The 16356-nt window shown below is 66.5% G+C and carries 16 protein-coding genes; 10 read left to right on the top strand and 6 right to left on the bottom strand.

Annotation, left to right across the window (positions count from 1 at the left end):
* The first annotated feature begins 24 nt into the window (after positions 1 to 24).
* The 6 genes from AC4ELH_RS31915 (at position 25) to AC4ELH_RS31890 (ending at position 4904) form a co-directional block, all read left to right on the top strand.
* Positions 25 to 450, top strand: coding sequence for a pyridoxamine 5'-phosphate oxidase family protein (locus tag AC4ELH_RS31915; RefSeq protein ID WP_448448304.1), 426 nt, complete (start codon positions 25 to 27; stop codon positions 448 to 450).
* A gap of 4 nt (positions 451 to 454) precedes the next feature.
* The gene (locus tag AC4ELH_RS31910) at positions 455 to 1051 is read left to right on the top strand and encodes a class I SAM-dependent methyltransferase (protein WP_448448303.1); all 597 of its coding nucleotides are present in this window, start codon (positions 455 to 457) and stop codon (positions 1049 to 1051) included.
* A gap of 142 nt (positions 1052 to 1193) precedes the next feature.
* Positions 1194 to 2018 carry a type VII secretion target gene (locus tag AC4ELH_RS31905; protein WP_448448302.1) on the top strand — a complete coding sequence of 275 codons (825 nt, stop codon included), beginning with the start codon at positions 1194 to 1196 and terminating at the stop codon, positions 2016 to 2018.
* A 16-nt stretch (positions 2019 to 2034) separates the two neighbouring features.
* A complete protein-coding gene (locus AC4ELH_RS31900) occupies positions 2035 to 2793 on the top strand; it encodes a hypothetical protein (RefSeq protein WP_448448301.1) in 759 nt (252 codons plus the stop codon).
* Positions 2794 to 2808: 15 nt separating this feature from the next.
* A complete protein-coding gene (locus tag AC4ELH_RS31895) occupies positions 2809 to 4161 on the top strand; it encodes a C40 family peptidase (protein WP_448448300.1) in 1353 nt (450 codons plus the stop codon).
* Positions 4162 to 4193: 32 nt separating this feature from the next.
* A complete protein-coding gene (locus AC4ELH_RS31890) occupies positions 4194 to 4904 on the top strand; it encodes a sensor domain-containing protein (RefSeq protein ID WP_448448299.1) in 711 nt (236 codons plus the stop codon).
* Positions 4905 to 4906: 2 nt separating this feature from the next.
* Here AC4ELH_RS31890 and AC4ELH_RS31885 read toward each other — a convergent pair whose 3' ends face one another.
* Entirely contained in the window at positions 4907 to 5452 is a 546-nt protein-coding gene (locus AC4ELH_RS31885; RefSeq protein WP_448448298.1) for a TetR/AcrR family transcriptional regulator, read from the bottom strand.
* 76 nt (positions 5453 to 5528) lie between these two features.
* On the opposite strand from AC4ELH_RS31885, the gene AC4ELH_RS31880 reads away from it, so the two are divergent.
* Genes AC4ELH_RS31880 through AC4ELH_RS31870 form a run of 3 tightly spaced genes read left to right on the top strand, consistent with a single transcriptional unit; the run spans position 5529 to position 7647 of the window.
* Complete coding sequence (locus AC4ELH_RS31880) at positions 5529 to 6734, top strand: FAD-dependent monooxygenase (RefSeq protein WP_498888806.1); 1206 nt, start codon at positions 5529 to 5531, stop codon at positions 6732 to 6734.
* 32 nt (positions 6735 to 6766) lie between these two features.
* Positions 6767 to 7189 carry a PPOX class F420-dependent oxidoreductase gene (locus tag AC4ELH_RS31875; protein WP_064884905.1) on the top strand — a complete coding sequence of 141 codons (423 nt, stop codon included), beginning with the start codon at positions 6767 to 6769 and terminating at the stop codon, positions 7187 to 7189.
* 11 nt (positions 7190 to 7200) lie between these two features.
* Positions 7201 to 7647, top strand: a complete 447-nt coding sequence (locus AC4ELH_RS31870; RefSeq protein WP_498888804.1) for a TIGR03618 family F420-dependent PPOX class oxidoreductase — start codon at positions 7201 to 7203, stop codon at positions 7645 to 7647.
* Position 7648: 1 nt separating this feature from the next.
* On the opposite strand, the gene AC4ELH_RS31865 is transcribed toward AC4ELH_RS31870, so the two are convergent.
* The 4 genes from AC4ELH_RS31865 to AC4ELH_RS31850 form a co-directional block, all read right to left on the bottom strand.
* Positions 7649 to 9472, bottom strand: a complete 1824-nt coding sequence (locus AC4ELH_RS31865) for a S9 family peptidase (protein ID WP_064884903.1) — start codon at positions 9470 to 9472, stop codon at positions 7649 to 7651.
* Between the two features lie 103 nt (positions 9473 to 9575).
* Entirely contained in the window at positions 9576 to 11723 is a 2148-nt protein-coding gene (locus tag AC4ELH_RS31860; RefSeq protein ID WP_064884901.1) for a 3-hydroxyacyl-CoA dehydrogenase NAD-binding domain-containing protein, read from the bottom strand.
* 15 nt (positions 11724 to 11738) lie between these two features.
* Positions 11739 to 12950 (bottom strand): acetyl-CoA C-acetyltransferase, encoded by a 1212-nt coding sequence (locus AC4ELH_RS31855; protein ID WP_064884899.1) that lies wholly within the window; start codon positions 12948 to 12950, stop codon positions 11739 to 11741.
* A 535-nt stretch (positions 12951 to 13485) separates the two neighbouring features.
* Positions 13486 to 14592, bottom strand: coding sequence for an alkene reductase (locus tag AC4ELH_RS31850; protein ID WP_448448294.1), 1107 nt, complete (start codon positions 14590 to 14592; stop codon positions 13486 to 13488).
* 55 nt (positions 14593 to 14647) lie between these two features.
* On the opposite strand from AC4ELH_RS31850, the gene AC4ELH_RS31845 reads away from it, so the two are divergent.
* Positions 14648 to 15814: a pyridoxal phosphate-dependent aminotransferase gene (locus tag AC4ELH_RS31845; RefSeq protein WP_498888801.1), complete on the top strand. Its 1167-nt coding sequence runs from the start codon at positions 14648 to 14650 to the stop codon at positions 15812 to 15814.
* On the opposite strand, the gene AC4ELH_RS31840 is transcribed toward AC4ELH_RS31845, so the two are convergent.
* On the bottom strand, positions 15811 to 16257 hold the full coding sequence (locus AC4ELH_RS31840; RefSeq protein ID WP_498888799.1) for a WhiB family transcriptional regulator: 447 nt from the start codon (positions 16255 to 16257) through the stop codon (positions 15811 to 15813). The genes AC4ELH_RS31845 and AC4ELH_RS31840 overlap by 4 nt on opposite strands.
* Positions 16258 to 16356 lie beyond the last annotated feature (99 nt).

Here is a 16356-nt window from a genome sequence, read left to right as displayed (position 1 = left end):
TCAAAGTCGGTCTAGGCTGTCAACATGCCCCTTTCCAAGGAAGAACGCGAGCAGTTTCTGGCCGAACCGCACATCGCCGCCCTGTCGGTGTACGCAGGAGACAAGCGCGGTCCGCTGACCGTCCCGATCTGGTATCAGTACACCCCCGGCGGGCAGCCATGGTTGCTGACCGGTACCGGGTCCCGCAAGCACCGGCTGATCGAGGCAGCCGGCCATCTGAGCCTGATGGTCGAGCGGCTCGAGCCGTCGGTGCGCTATGTGGCCGTCGACGGCGCCGTCGACCGCATCGAACCCGGCACCGACGAGCAACTCGTCGAGATGACCAAGCGCTATTTGGCCCCGGAGAAGGTGGAGCCGTATCTGGAATTCGCCCGCCGCGAGCAGGGCGACAGCGTGGCAGTGTTCCTCAAGCCCGAGCACTGGCTGTCCTCCGACCTGGGTTCGCTCTAGCTCGGTGAGTTCGCGTCAACGCTTGTTCCGGTGGCTGTACCGGGTGGGGTTCACCCCCTGGGACGGCCACCCGTTGGCGCATAGCCTGATGGCGATCGTGGAAGGCACAACACACGCGTTGACGCCTCCCGGGACCGCGCTCGACGTGGGCTGCGGCACCGGGGACAACGCGGTGTACCTGGCCAGACACGGTTGGCGGGTCACCGGTGTTGACTACGTGGCCAAACCGCTGAAGAAAGCACGCGCCAAGGCCGCCGGACTGCCCGCGATCTTCGCCAAAGCCGATGTGACCCAACTGAGTTGGTCAGGTATCGGCGGCGGCTTCGATCTCATCGTCGACAGTGGCTGCCTGCATGGCATGAACGCCGACGACCGCGACGCCTACGTCCGGGAGGTCAGCGCAGTGGCCGCCCCCGATGCACAACTGCTGATCGTGGCGTTCATCCCGGGTGCATCCATGGGTGTGCCCGGGATCGGGTTCGACGAAGTGCTCCGGCGCTTCAGCACGGGCTGGACGCTGATGTCCAGCGGGGACGAGCTGGCGATGGACCACAACGGGGCGAACGCAGCGCGGTTCTATCTGTTCCGCCGCGCCGCATGAGGTCGCCCGACGGCGAGCCGCATTACACCCGGCGGCATACGATCGGCACCTCTCCGCAGTAAATCCACAGGTAGTTCACAGCCGTTCTCCCGCAACGGAATTGGTGTCAGGCCCGACCCTGCGGCGCCATTAGGCTTCCGCTATGACCTCGCCGCTGCGCGTGAATCCCGCCACCCTCCGGTCGGCCGCGGGCGATTTCGACCATCTGGGCACCGACAGCGCCGGCACCGGCACCAATCTGCAATTCACCGCACTGCCCGCCCAGCTTCGCGGTTTGAGCAGCGGTGACGCCTGCCGGCAGGCCGGAACCGCTGTAGACACCGCATGCCGGCGAGTGGCAGACCAGTACGCCAAACTTTCGACCAATCTGAACTCGGCGGCCGACACATACGAGAAGACCGATGCCGACCTGGGCAAGAAGGTGAAGAAGGCCGGTGAGGACACGGGTGGGCCGGACGACGGCGGCGAAGGCGCCACTCCCCCACCGGCGGCCCAGCCCGGGCCCGAGGCCATTCCGGTGGATCAGGTGACTTACGACAAGGGGTCCTGGCCATCGGGGCAGGACGCCACCCGCAACTACATCAACCAGGCGTTGGACCAACGCGGCGTGACCGATCCCGCGGCCAGGCAACGCTGGATGGACGCCTACCTGACCCTGACCGAACACGAATCGTCCTACAACCCCATGTCGGTCAATGACTGGGACGTCAACGCGAAACCGCCGAACTCGACCTACGACGTGTCCGACGGCTACGGCAACGGGTGCTCACGCGGACTCGCCCAATGCGTCCCGGGAACCTTCGCGCAGTACCACCAGCCCGGGACGTCGAACAATATCTACGATCCAGCCGCGAACATCGCCGCATCGATGAACTATCTGGTCGGGGAGTACGGCGTGAATCCCGACGGATCCGACATCCGGGCGAAGATTCCGCAGACCAATCCGGGCACCCATCAGGGCTACTGAGATGACAGGAGAATTGGTGAAGCTCACGCGCGCAGTCTCGATCGTCCTGACCGTAGGCGCCATGGTGGCGGGGCTGACGGCATGTCAGGACACTCCGGTCGTCGGCACACCCAGGGCCGACAGCTCTTCCGCGACCACCGGCATGATCCACCCCGCGACGAGCCCTGCCAGCCCGGTGTCCACGACAGCGCCGAACGCCGAAGCCGTACCCACAACCGCGTGGGTGCACTCCAATCGCCTCCCGCTCAACGACTCCCAGCATTGGCCCAATCTGGCCGACTCGGCACAGCCGTTGGGAAGCAACACGTTCCAGATCGACGGCCTGTGTGGAGGCACGCCGGCGCAACTCGGCGGCGGCGAGAACGCACGATCTCTGATCGATCGAGGCGACGACAACTGGTCGGCGCAACAAGTGATCGTCCACTATCCCGGCGATCCCTGGACCATGGGCCAGACCGCGCACGCGTTGTTCACCGCCACGTTGGACACGCTGACCGAATGCCAGACCACCTCTCCGACAGCGCAACTGACCATGACCACCCCGAAGCAGTTCTGCCCGAGCGTGCAACGCGGCGGCTGCAATCAAGTCGCAGCCGAAATTCGACTGCCGGACAAGCACATCACGGCGCACGTATACCTGGCAGTCGTGGGAAGTACGGTGACCGAACTGAGCGTGTGGTCCACCGGAACACCTGAGGCACAGTGGCAGACCGTTGCCGACGAGGATGTCTTCGCCGCCATGAACCCCCAGCTGTGCTCGATCTGGGAATGCTGAGGCACTGAGCCCGACATGACGATGACGATCTCCGAGGTGAAGAACTCTCACCCCGAGCAGTTGACCGATGCCGGTCATCGCGCGGCGGACTCTGCCGGCAAGGCTTCGCAGCAGATCGCCGAAGGGCACGGCACCCTCAAGAAGCTGGACGAGGGGTGGAACGGCTCGGCCGCCGACGCCGCGAATGCCAGTGCGAACCGTACTTTCACCGATCATCAGAAGGTGGCCGACGCCCTGCAGCGGCTGCAAACGGTCCTCACCGACGGCGGCGGGCGGTTGTCCGCCAGTCGAACCGCCCTGATCGACGCGGTGGACAACCTCACGCAATACGGCTATCAGGTGGCCGACGACGGCACCGTGTCAATCCGTCCCGGCGGCCCGCTGGATGTCGCGGCGAAACTCAGTCCGGTCACGGCCCTCGAGATTCGGCAACTGGCAGCCGCCAACTCGGTCAAGCTCAAGACCCTGCTGGCCCAATTCGACAGCCAGGACCGTGAACTCGCTGATGCGATACGCAAGGCCACCGACGGCCTGAACCCGGCCGAGGACAAACCCAAGGACCCGAACACCCCGCCGCAACCCCCTCCCGACCAGCCGAAGCCCGACAGCGACGAAACCAACGCGCCGGTTCCAGGTCCGGACGCCAAACCGGGCGACCCCGGATACAAGGTGCCCCACGCGCCTGGCGACCCGGCGGAGGTGGCTCCCAAGCCCGGGTGGAAGGTCGATGCCAAAGGTGAGACGAACCCGCCCGGATACCCGGCGCAACCACCGGGCGAAGCGCGGGATCAGAACTGGCGTGACTACCTCAACGGCAAGAACGGCGACGGCACCCAACGGCCGTCGGGAGAGCCCCCTGCGGCCTACCCGCTGCCGGAGGCGGTCACCGACAAGAAGCTCAAGATCATCGGTGCGGCCGAGAATCAGCAGGGTACGCGCTACGTCTGGGGCGGCGGCAGCAAGGACGGCGGCACTTCAGGAGCACCGGCCAAAGGGACGGATCCGTACGCGGACCAGATGCACGACTACGAACACACCGGCTTCGATTGCAGCGGCCTCTCCGAATACGCGATCTACCAGGCCACCGGGTATGACCCGGGCAAGGGAACATCGGTGCAGTTCGGGAACATGACCGAGGGGGCCGGAGCATTCGGGTCCGTGGTGCAGACCGGGCCCAAGCTGGACACCTCGCAACTGCAACCCGGCGACGTCATCTACTACGACGGCGGCCTGGGCGTCGCGGGGGCGCACGTCGCGATCTACATGGGCAACGGTGTCACGGTCGAGACCAGCGAATCCGGTACGCCCGCACACTCACAGGCAGCGACGACGTCCGACGGTACCGTCCGTGTCGTGCGGCCCAACTGATTCCGTCACAACCTCGACCTGGAGACCCGAAAATGAGAACTGGCACACTTGGCACGCTCTGCACGGCAGCCCTGCTGACGGTGAGCGCCTGTCATTCGCAGGGCCCGTCGACCCTCGGAGCCACCTCGCCCACGACTCCCGCCCATGCCGCCCCCGTCACGGCCACCCCGGTGGACACCACAACCGCACCCACCGATACCGCCACCCTGACGTTATCTGTCGACACCCTGAACAGCATTGTGCAACAGGCGAATCCCGGTGCCGCAGAGTTCGACTCGCTGAATCCGGCCGAAACGACGCCGCGAGTTCCTGATGCGGGGCCCACGGCGGTATGCGATGCGGTGAACACGCTGTACTTCGCCGCTGGTACCCCAGCCACCGCCAAGTACGTCTCGCAGTGGGCAGGCGGGCCGCGTCAGCACTTCGTCAGCCAGACAATCGCGGTATATCCCGATGCGGATACCGCCTCGCAGAAGTTCGCACAGCTCGCCGCGGGAGTTCCGGCATGCGCCAAGGCGTCAGCAGGTGACGGCATACCGTTCGTCGTCACTCCGGGTGAGAGCGGGTCCGATGTCGTGCGCTTCACCCAGAAGCGCAAACCCAATCCCAGTTTGTCAGGCGGGGGCTCGGGCGACGCCACGGAATACCGACTGGCGGGCACGGCGATCGTGGCGGTCTCATCCACAGAATCGGCCGCAGCCGTCACCGCAGTCGCCGGCCAGCTCGTGGGCAAGCTCGGCTGATTTCACAACCCGAGCGCGGCCAGCGCTCCGTCGACCGTGGCGGTGCGCAGCTGATCTCCGGGGACGTCGGGGAACTGCAGGCAGCAGTCCTGCAGGCCGCCGAAGGCGATGACGGCGCGGGTGGATTGTTCGAGGGTGGGGCGCCGCCCGAACGCCAGTACACCGAGCCGGGCGCGCCAGGCCAGCAGTTGGTCGATCAGCCCCAGATCGACCAATGTGGTCAGCTCGGAGACGATCAGGATGAGATCGGCGCGGTGCCGGTAGTGAAAGTCGAAGTAGCCCTCCAGGAGCTCCCGCGGCGTGGCGCGGGCCGCTCCGCGTTTGCGTTCCTGCTCGGCGATGAAGGCCTCACCCTCGTCGATGAGGGGCTGCAGAATGCTGCGGACCAGGTCTTCGCGTGACCGGAAGTGGTAATACAAGGCGGGTTTGGTGATGCCCAGGCGGTCGGCGATGTCCTGCAGGCTGGTGCGCACCACGCCCTTCTCGGCGAACAGTTCGCGCGCCACGTCCTGGATGCGCTGGCGGGTATCCAATGCAGGCTTGGCCACGTAGCCACCCTAACTTACTTAACGATCGGTAAGCTGGCCATCGAAACACTTACCGACCGTTAAGTAAGGGGGCATCGTGAAGGTACTCATCTCCGGCGCCAGCATCGCCGGGCCGGTTCTCGCCTACTGGCTGTCGCGGCATGGATTCGACATCACCGTGGTGGAACGCTCACCCGCGCTGCGCAAAACCGGTGGCCACGCCGTCGATCTGTTCCGGCCTGCCATGGAGATCTCCGAACGCATGGGCGTGCTGTCCGACATCGAGGCGCACGCCACCGGCACCACCGAGATGATCATCCGTCGACCAGGCAGATCGCGCCCCGCCCATCTGGACTATCTGAAGATCATCGGCGCCATGTCCGACCGGCACGTCGAGATCATGCGGGATGACCTCAGCGAGATCTACTTCAACGCGGGCCGCGACGACGTCGAGTACCTCTTCGGCGACACCATCACCTCGATCTCACCGGACGGGGACGTTGCTTTCGAGCACAACGCACCCCGGCGCTTCGACGTGGTGGTGGGAGCCGACGGACTGCACTCCGGTGTGCGTCGTCTGACGTTCGGCGACAACGTTTCCGAGAGATTCCTCGGCGGCTATCTGTCGGTGGTGTCCGTGCCGAAGGATCTGGCCCGCGACGGTGAGATGACCGGCTATTTCAAGCCTGGCCACATGGCAGGTATCTACACCGCCGACCACCTGGACGATGCCCGCGCGGTGTTCATCTTCCGCCCGGGTCAACGACTGGACTACGACTACCGCGACGTGGAACGTCAAAAGGCGCAACTATGCACCGCATTCGCGCACACGGCGCCCGAGGTCGACCGCTGGCTCGACGAGGTACCGCAGACGCCGACGTTCTACTTCGACGCCATCACGCAGCTGCAGATGGCCACATGGTCCCGGGGCCGGGTGACTCTCGTCGGCGATGCGGGCTACTGCCCCGGCCCGGCGGTCGGCGGTAGCACCAGCCTGGCGGTGTACGGCGCCTACGTCCTGGCCGCCGAGATGGTCCGGGCCGGCGACGATTACGCCGCCGCATTCGCCGCGTATGAACGCACGATGCGCCCACCGGTCGAAGGCAGCCGAAAGCTCGCGGCCGTCAACGCGAAAACCGTGGTGCCCATGAGCAATTGGGGCATACGCGCATTGGTGGGCACAGGCAGGCTGATCTCGTTGCTGCCGCTGGGCGTGACGCAGTCGCTGGCCCGGCTCAACACCAAGGGGGTACGGCTCTACGACACCATGCCGTTGCCTACCTGGCCTGCCGCGCTTCACTGATCAGAACGCGCCGGCGGGCGTAGCGTGGCGGCATGGGCGAACTTTCCGAGGAAGTGATCGCGTTTCTGTCCGAAGGCACCCGCACCGCCGTACTGAGCTGGGTGGCAGCAGACGGTCGGCCGTTGTCGGCACCCGTGTGGTTCGTGGTCGACGACGGCGCGCTCGTCTTCAACACCGGTAAGGACACCGCCAAGGGCCGGGCACTGGCCCGGGATTCGCGGGTGGTGCTGTGTATCCACGACGACACCCCGCCGTTCGCGTTCGTCCAGGTCCAAGGTGTCGCGGCGGTCAGCGAGGATCCCGACGAGCTGCTCGCCACCGCCACCCGCATCGGCGGCCGATACATGGGCGCCGAGCGCGCCGAGGAATTCGGCCGGCGCAACGGGGTTCCCGGAGAACTCGTGGTGCGGGTCAAGCCGACGAAAGTCCATGCCGCATTCGACGTGGCGGACTGAAGGGAGGCATTGTGGCCGAGGTTTCCGCATTCGCCGAGATGTTGTCCCGTGACCACGGGCTGTGTGTGCTGAGCACGCTGCGTCGCGATGGCAGCATCCAGTCCTCGGTGGTGAATGCCGGTGTGATGGCACACCCGAGCACCGGCGATCCCGTCGTCGCACTCGTGGCCATCGGCGGAGCGCGCAAGCTGCAGCACCTGCGCGCCGATCCCCGCACCACCGTCGTCGCCCGGGCCGGCTGGCAGTGGGTGACGGTCGAGGGCACCGCCGAGATCATCGGACCCGACGACCCCGATCCCGGCACCGACGCCGAGGGGCTGCGGCTGCTCTTGCGTGCCATCTTCGAAGCCGCCGGCGGCACCCACGACGACTGGGACACCTACGACCGCGTCATGCGCGAGGAGCGTCGCACCGCGGTGCTGATCGCCCCCACCCGGGTCTACTCGAACCCCGGCTGACTCACTCCGCGCGGCCACCCAGATGCTTGGCCAGGAAGCGGTCGGCGCGGTGGTAGAAGTCCAGCCGGTTCTCGGGCTTGGCGAAGCCGTGACCCTCGTTCTCGTACATCACGTATTCGTGGTCGATGCCGTGCTCGGCCATCGCCGCGACGATCTGCTCGGATTCGGCCCGCTTGACCCGAGGGTCGTTCTCGCCTTGCGCGATCAGCATCGGGATCTTGATCGCGTCGACCCTGGACAGCGGAGAACGGGACCACAAGAAGTCGGGGTCATCCCCAACTCGCTTGTGCCACAACTGGATCATCGGCTTCCAGTACTCCGGGAACGACGCGATCAGCGTGTTCAGGTTGGACGGACCGACCATCGAGACCGCGCAGGCGAACACATCCGGCGTGAACGTCGCGCCGATCAGTGCCGCGTAGCCCCCATAAGAGCCGCCGTAGATGGCGACCCGCTCGGCGTCGATGTAGCCCTTGCCCACGAGATGCTCGACGGCGTCGAGCAGGTCGTCGTGCATCTTGGCGCCCCACTCGCGGTTGCCCGCGTTGAGGAACTCCTTGCCATAGCCGGCGGAGCCGCGAAAGTTGACCGACACGACGACATAGCCGCGGTTGGCCAGCCACTGCGCCTCGGGGTCGAAGCCCCAGCCGACACGGGCCCACGGCCCTCCGTGCACGCTGAGCACGGCGGGTAAGCCGGAGCGCTCCACGCCGGGCGGGAACGACAGGTAGCCGTGCACGGTCAGGCCGTCGCGGGAGGTGAAGCTGAACGGCTCCATCGGCACCAGCGGGTAGTCGTTGAGCTCAGGGCGATGGTCGAACAGGAACGTCGGGGTCTGCGAAGCCCGGTCCCAGGAGTAGAACTTCACCGGCCCGGCGTCCTGGTCGAACGCGACCAGCCAGGTGCCGTCGTCGTGGCTGCGGTCGGTGATCGACAGGTCGCCCGGGCTCACCCGCGTGAGCGCCTCGATGTCGCCGCGAATCGACTCGTCGAAGATGCGGTATTCCAACCGTTCGCCGTACACGGTCGCGGCCTGGACCTCACGGGTGTCCGGGTGCAAGACCGCGTTGCTGACGTCGTACACCGGATCCTCGGCGAGCACCTCGACGGCCCCGGTCGCGATGTCCATCGTCACCAGTCGGGTGGTGTTCGAGCCGACCGACAGCAGCAGGTACATCGCCGTGCCGTCGCCGTTGAAGGCGAGTGGGGCCGTCGTCTCGGCATCCTCTGGCGGAACGTCCAACAGGGTTCGCCAGTCAGAGTGTTCGTCGTCGCGCACCAGGATCGTCATGCCGCCCTCGGCGGTCGGCTGCATCGCGCCGCGGACCCGCAGTTCGTCGTCGACCAGCCAGCCCACGAAACCGGGGTTCTCCACCACCTTCCGCAACTCCCCGGTGGTCAGGTCGAGGTGGTAGACGTCGTGCAGCTGCGGGTTGTCCTTGTTGATCCCGACCAGCACATCGTTGGGAAACTTCTTGGGAAGTCTGATGATTCGGCACTGCACATCGTCGAACGGGGTGAGGTCACGTTCGACACCGGTTTCCACGTCGACGTCGTAGAGCCGGAAGTTCTCACTGCCGTCGCGGTCGCGCACATAGAGAATGTGCCGGTTGTCGTGCGCCCACACATAGTTGGCGATCCCCCGGTCGGTGTCGTGCGTGACCGGACGATCGTCACCCGCCCCGATGACGCCGACGAATACGTTGAGCACGCCGTCGAGCGGAGCCACGTACGACAGCCGCGTTCCGTCCGGTGAGATCTGTGCGCCCGCGCGCTCCGGATTGCCGAGCAGCACTTCGAGCGGGATCAACGTCGCGTCCGCCATTACGCCCCCTTGTCGTCGGTATTTCTCAATACTGCCGCACCGTGGGCCGACGACCAGACGCAAAAGCCCCCGACTTGCGTCGGGGGCTCTTGACGTTTGGTGCTTAGCTCTCCAGCGAGGCCGGGGGCAGGAAGCGGTCACCGTACTTGGCGGCCAGTTCCTTGGCGCGGGCGACGAACGCCGCCTTGCCGACTCCACCGGCACCCTGGTAGCCGACGATGAACTGCGCCGAACCACCGGTGTACGGCGGGAAGCCGATACCCATGATCGAGCCGATGTTCGCGTCAGCGGTCGAGGTGAGCACGCCCTCGTCGATGCACTTCTGGGTCTCCAGCGCCTCGGCGAACAGCATGCGGTCGATCATGTCCTGCAGCGGCAGCTCCACCGAACCCGAGTTGAAGGTCTCCTTCAGCCCCGGCCACAGGCCGACGCGCTTGCCGTCGACGTACTCGTAGAAGCCCGCGCCCTTCAGGCGCGACGGGCGACCGAGTTCGATCATCTTCTCGACGACGACCTCGTTCATCTGCTTCTCGTAGGTGCCGCCTGCGGCTTCGATGCCTTCCTTGGTGGCAACAGCGATCTTGTGCATGAGCTCCAGGTTCAGCTCATCGCTCAGCTGCAGCGGCGCCGCCGGGTAACCGGCCTGCGAACCCGCCTGCTCGATCGACGCGGGCTCGACGCCCTCGCCCAGCATCGCCAGCGCCTCGTTGACGAAGGTGCCGATCACACGGCTCGTGAAGAAGCCGCGGCTGTCGTTGACGACGATCGGGGTCTTGCGGATCGCCAGGGTGTAGTCGAACACCCGGGCCAGCGCCTCGTCAGAGGTCTTCTCGCCCTTGATGATCTCCACCAGCGGCATCTTGTCGACCGGCGAGAAGAAGTGGATCCCGATGAAGTCCTCCTGGCGCTTCACGCCGGTCGCCAGACCGGTGATCGGCAGCGTGGAGGTGTTCGAGCCGAGCAGCGCGTTGGGCTCGACGATGTCCTCGATCTCCTGGAACACCTTGTGCTTGAGTTCCTGGTTCTCGAACACGGCCTCGATCACGAAGTCGACGCCCTTGAGATCCTGCGGATCGGCGGTGGGGGTGATCTTGGCGAGCAGGGCCGCGGACTTCTCCTCGGTGGTCTTGCCACGCTTGAGCGCCTTGGCCTCGATGCCCTCCGAGTACGCCTTGCCCTTCTGGGCGGCCTCGATGGTGACGTCCTTGAGGACGACGTCGTAGCCGGCCTTGGCCGACACGTAGGCGATACCGGCGCCCATCATGCCCGCGCCCAGCACACCGATCTTCTTGATCTCCTGCTTGGCGATGCCCTCGGGACGCGATGCGCCGCCGTTGATGGCCTGCAGGTCCAGGAAGAACGCCTGAATCATGTTCTTGGCGGTCTGGCCGGTGACCAGGGAGACGAAGTAGCGGCTCTCGATGCGGCTCGCGGTGTCGAAGTCGACCTGCGCACCCTCGACAGCGGCGTCCAGGATGGCCCGCGGCGCGGGCATCGGGGCACCCTTGAGCTGCTTCTTCAGCAGTGCCGGGAAGGACGGCAGGATGCCGGCCAGGCCCGGGCTCGACGGGGTGCCACCGGGCATCTTGTAGCCCTTGACGTCCCACGGCTGGGTGTGGGCCTCGGGGTTGGCCTTGATCCACGCCTTGGCGGCGGGAACCAGCTCCTCGACACTGCCGACCAACTCGTCGACCAGGCCGGTGTCCTTGGCCTTCGACGGGCTGAAGCGGGTGCCCTGGCTCAGGACCTCCATGAAGGCCTTCTGGATGCCGAACATGCGCACGGTGCGGGCGACGCCGCCACCGCCGGGCAGCAGGCCCAGCGTGACCTCGGGCAGGCCGATCTGGCTGCCCTTGACGTCCGCGGCGATGCGGTGGTTGGTGGCCAGCGCGATCTCCAGGCCACCGCCGAGCGCGGCGCCGTTGATGGCGGCCACGACGGGCTTCGGCAGGGTCTCCAGCTTGCGCAGGTCGGCCTTGATGGTCTCGACCATCTCGAACGCCTCGGCGGCGTCGTCCGGGCCGATGTTCATCATGCCCTTGAGGTCGCCACCGGCGAAGAAGGTCTTCTTCGCGCTGGTGATGACCACACCGGTGATCGAATCCTGCTCAGCTACAAGCTTTTCCACAGCATTGTGCATGGATTCCTTGTAGTGCTCGTTCATCACGTTGGCCGAACCGGTCGGGTCGTCCAACGTCAGGGTGACGATGCCGTCGGCATCCTTGTCCCACTGAATGGTGTTCTCAGCCATTGTTGTTCAGCCCTCTCAGACGCGCTCGATGATGGTGGCCACGCCCATGCCGCCGCCGATACACAGCGTGATCAGGGCACGCCGAGCGCCACGACGCTCGAGCTCGTCGACCATGGTTCCGGTGATCATGGCGCCGGTGGCGCCCAGCGGGTGGCCCATCGCGATGGCGCCACCGTTGACGTTGAGCTTCTCGTCGGGGATGTTGAGGTCCTTCTGGAACTTCAGCACCACGGAGGCGAAGGCCTCGTTGAGCTCGAACAGATCGATGTCATCGACGGTCAGGCCGGCGCGGTCCAGCACCTTCTTGGTGGCCGGGGTGGGGCCGGTGAGCATGATGACCGGGTCGGCGCCGCTGGTGGCGGTGGCCACGATGCGTGCCCGCGGGGTCAGGCCCTGGCTCTGGCCGGCCTTCTCGCTACCGATGAGCAGCAGGCCCGCACCGTCCACGATGCCCGAGCTGTTGCCGCCGGTGTGCACGTGGTTGATCTTCTCGACGTAGTGGTACTTCTGCAGCGCCACGTCGTCGAAGCCGCCCATCGCGCCGATGCCGTCGAACGCGGTCTTCAGCTTGCCCAGGCTCTCCACGGTCGAACCGGGACGCATGTGCTCGTCGTTGTCGAGGACGACGAGGCCGTTCTGGTCCTTGACCGGGACGACCGACTTGGCGAAGTAGCCGCCGGACCACGCCGCCGCGGCGCGCTCCTGCGAGCGGGCTGCGTAAGCGTCGACATCCTCGCGGGAGAAGCCCTCGATGGTGGCGATCAGGTCGGCACCGATTCCCTGCGGGACGAAGCCGATGCGGTAGTTGGTCTCCGGGTCAGACGCCCAGGCGCCGCCGTCGGAGCCCATCGGCACGCGGCTCATCGACTCGACACCACCGGCCAGCACCAGGTCGTCCCACCCGGAACGGACCTTCTGGGCGGCCAGGTTGACGGCCTCAAGGCCCGACGCGCAGAAGCGGTTGAGCTGGAAACCACCGGTGGTCTCGGGCAGCTTGGCCACCAGACCGGCGGTGCGGGCGATGTCGCCACCCTGATCGCCGACCGGGGACACAACGCCCAGGATGACGTCGCTGATCAGCGTCTCGTCCAGGTCGGGGTACCGCGCGCGGATCTCCTGGATCAGACCGACAACCAGGTTGACCGGCTTGATCTCGTTGAGTGCGCCGCCGCGCTGCTTGCCACGGGGCGTGCGGATCGCCTCGTAGATGAAGGCTTCTTCGGACATGTCTGCTCCCCTGCCGTATCGGCGTCCAGGTTCAGGTTGGGTTGTGGAACCGCCCCATTACGGGTGCAGTCCTCTGGACGGCAGCGTAGCAGCCTCGCCCAACCCGTTGGTTGGGCCTGTGCTCAGCATCTCCTTGAACCGGTCGTCGACCCGACTCGTAGCGGACTCCTCGCGGACTCGTCGCGGTCTCGTCGCGGACTCGTCGCGGATTTCCACACCAGGGCTGTGCATCCCGCGCCGCAACGACCCTGACGTAGAAAACGACGCACACCTCAGGCGGAGCGCGGCTCCTCGATCTCGATCAGACGAGCGGCCTCGACGCGGTTTTCGACCTGAGGGCTGTGCACTACGCGGCGCAACGACCCTGACGTAGAAAACGGGCGTGAAGCGCCGCCACACCGAGGCCGCACCCCGCGCCTCCCCGCGCCGTTTTCGACACCAGGGCTGCACACCACGCGACGCAGCGACCCAGACGTAGAAAACGACGCACACCTCAGGACGCACACCTCAAGACGCACAGCTCAAAGCGCACACCTCAGGCGGAGCGGGGCTCCTCGATCGCCATCAGCGACGGGTAGTCGGTGTAACCGATCGGACCGGGGGCGTAGAAGGTCGACACGTCGGGTTCGTTGAGCTCGGCGCCGAGGATCAGCCGGTCGATCAGGTCCGGGTTGGCGAGGAATGCCCGACCCACCGCGGCCGCGCTGATCGCGCCCCACTCCGCATAGCCCTCCAGCGCAGCGAAGTCCGTGCCGGTGGCACGGCCGGTATTGAGGACGAATGTCCCGGACCACAGGGCTCGGATGGCGCCGAAGGTGCGGGTGCCCGGATCGATGAGCACGTGCAGGTAGGCCAAGCCCAGCGGTGCGATCCGCTCCAGCAGTGCCTCGTAGGTGCTGACGGGGTCGTTTTCCCACATATCGCCGGCGGTGTTCCCGGGCGAGATCCGCAGCCCGACCCGGCCCGCGCCGATCTCGTCGACGACGGCCTCGACCACCTCGGCGGTCAGCCGGGCCCGGTTCTCGGGGGAACCGCCATAGGCATCGGTGCGCTGGTTGACCACATCGGAGGCGAACTCGTGCAGCAGATAGCCGTTGGCGCCGTGGATCTCCACACCGTCCATGCCGGCGTCGATCGCCCGGCGTGCGGCGGCCCGGAACTGCTCGACGATCGCGGGGATCTCAGCGGTTTCGAGGGCGCGCGGGGTCTGTAGCGGCTTCTTGCCGGTGGGGGTGTGGGTGACCATGTCGGCGGCGATCGCCGAGGGCGCGACGGGTTCGAACCCGCTGATGTCGGGGTGAGCCATCCGGCCGACGTGCCACAACTGGACGAACATCTTGCCGCCGGCGGCGTGCACCGAATCGGCGATCTCGGCCCAGCCGTGCTGGTGGCGGTCGGTGTAGATGCCCGGGGTGTTCATGTAGGCGCCGTTGGCGGTCTCGGCGACGGCGGTGGCCTCGCTGATGATCACGCCTGCTCCGGCACGCTGCGTGTAGTACTGCGCGGCCAGCGGCGACGGGGTGCCGTCGGCATCGGCGCGCGAACGCGTCAGCGGTGCCATGAACAGACGGTTGGTGGCGACGGTGTCGCCGACCTGGATCGGCTGAAGCAGTGCGGCGTCGGCGTTCAGTTTGTAGCTCACGCCGGTCTAAAGCGCCGTGGGCGCGGCAATCATTCCCGCATTAGCCTCATGCAACATGACTGTCACACGGCTGCAGCCCTTCGCCGTCACCATCTTCGCGGAGATGTCTGCACTGGCCGGCCGACTGGGCGCGGTCAATCTGGGCCAGGGTTTCCCGGACGAGGACGGCCCGGCCGAGATGCTCAAAGTGGCGCAGAACGCCATCGCGGAAGGCCACAACCAGTACCCACCCGGCCTCGGCATCCCCGAGTTGCGCGAGGCCATCGCTGCTCAGCGCAAACGGCACTACGGAATCGACTACGACCCCGACACCGAGGTACTGGTGACCGTCGGCGCCACCGAGGCCATCGCCGCATCCGTCCTCGGCCTGGTCGAACCGGGCTCCGAAGTGTTGGTGATCGAGCCGTTCTACGACTCCTACTCCCCCGTGATCGCCATGGCCGGATGTGTACGGAAGGCCGTGCCGCTGACGGCCGATGGTGCCGGGTTCGCGATCGACACCGAGGGCCTGCGCCGCGCCATCACGCCCAAGACCCGGGCGCTGATCCTCAACTCGCCGCACAATCCGACCGGTGCTGTGGCCTCCGACGCCGAGCTGCGCGCCATCGCTGCGCTGGCCATCGAACACGACCTGCTGGTGATCACCGACGAGGTCTACGAGCAGTTGGTGTTCGGCGTCGCGCACCTTCCCCTGGCCGCCTATCCCGGTATGGCCGCGCGCACCGTGACCATTTCCAGCGCGGCCAAGATGTTCAACGTGACCGGCTGGAAGATCGGCTGGGCCTGCGGGCCGGCCGAGTTGATCGCCGGGGTGCGTGCCGCCAAGCAGTACCTGAGCTATGTGGGCGGCGGGCCGTTCCAGCCCGCGGTGGCCCACGCGCTCAATCACGAGGACGCGTGGGTGGCCGGCCTGCGGGAGTCGTTCCAGGCCAAGCGGGATCGACTGGGCAACGCACTGGCCGACATCGGGTTCGAGGTGCACGACAGTCACGGCACCTACTTCCTGTGCGCGGACCCACGGCCACTGGGCTATGCGGACAGCGCGCAGTTCTGCGCCGAACTGCCGCACAAGACCGGGGTGGCAGCCATCCCGATGTCAGCCTTCTGCGACGCCGAGGCTCCGCACGCCGATCTGTGGAATCACTTGGTGCGCTTTGCTTTCTGCAAGCGCGACGAGACCATGGAAGAGGCGATCCGCCGACTCGAGGCGTTGCGGGTCTAGCGTTCGTCGCTCAGCTTGATGGCGCGCTCCCGGGCTGTCATCGCTCCCCAGATGCCGTACGGCTCTGGAGCGGAGAGGGCATGCGAGCGACACCGGTCCAGCACCGGACAGGCCCGGCAGATCGCTTTGGCCGCGTCCTCGCGCCTGCGCAGCGGACGTCCCCGAAGCTCCTCCGGGAAGAACACCTCCGCCGGATGGTCCCGGCAGAGGCCGTGCAACTGCCAGCTCCACTCATCGAATGCGGGTGGCGGCAGGTTGCGGGGTGAGCGGTAGAACGGCATCGCCGGACGGCCGACAGGGGTATCTCGGATCGCCTGTCGCGCAACGAATTCCAGCGGCGGCTGCCTGTCGAACAGCGTGCGGGACAAGGCGTTCACCCCTTTGGACGAAGTGGCGTGTGGCCTGCCATGCTGCCAGCCCGCCCGAAGGCGGCCGGTTGTCATCCTGTAAAGAATCGACCGCAGATCGCGACACTTTGCTGCGCCATTCCGGCACGCCGTGGACGATCGAGTGGTACGCCCATCTTCAACGGGGACGTCCGC

The sequence above is a fragment of the Mycobacterium shunyiense genome (genome assembly GCF_058270075.1).
This window is presented reverse-complemented; position numbering and strand designations above follow the sequence as displayed.

What these genes read in the sequence shown, in the direction of transcription:
- AC4ELH_RS31915 (WP_448448304.1), top strand. Translation starts at nt 25, where the DNA reads ATGCCCCTTTCCAAGGAAGAACGCGAGCAGTTTCTGGCCGAACCGCAC.
- AC4ELH_RS31905 (WP_448448302.1), top strand. Translation starts at nt 1,194, where the DNA reads ATGACCTCGCCGCTGCGCGTGAATCCCGCCACCCTCCGGTCGGCCGCG.
- AC4ELH_RS31895 (WP_448448300.1), top strand. Translation starts at nt 2,809, where the DNA reads ATGACGATGACGATCTCCGAGGTGAAGAACTCTCACCCCGAGCAGTTG.
- AC4ELH_RS31890 (WP_448448299.1), top strand. Translation starts at nt 4,194, where the DNA reads ATGAGAACTGGCACACTTGGCACGCTCTGCACGGCAGCCCTGCTGACG.
- AC4ELH_RS31875 (WP_064884905.1), top strand. Translation starts at nt 6,767, where the DNA reads ATGGGCGAACTTTCCGAGGAAGTGATCGCGTTTCTGTCCGAAGGCACC.
- AC4ELH_RS31865 (WP_064884903.1), bottom strand. Translation starts at nt 9,472, where the DNA reads ATGGCGGACGCGACGTTGATCCCGCTCGAAGTGCTGCTCGGCAATCCG.
- AC4ELH_RS31860 (WP_064884901.1), bottom strand. Translation starts at nt 11,723, where the DNA reads ATGGCTGAGAACACCATTCAGTGGGACAAGGATGCCGACGGCATCGTC.
- AC4ELH_RS31855 (WP_064884899.1), bottom strand. Translation starts at nt 12,950, where the DNA reads ATGTCCGAAGAAGCCTTCATCTACGAGGCGATCCGCACGCCCCGTGGC.
- AC4ELH_RS31845 (WP_498888801.1), top strand. Translation starts at nt 14,648, where the DNA reads ATGACTGTCACACGGCTGCAGCCCTTCGCCGTCACCATCTTCGCGGAG.
- AC4ELH_RS31840 (WP_498888799.1), bottom strand. Translation starts at nt 16,257, where the DNA reads ATGACAACCGGCCGCCTTCGGGCGGGCTGGCAGCATGGCAGGCCACAC.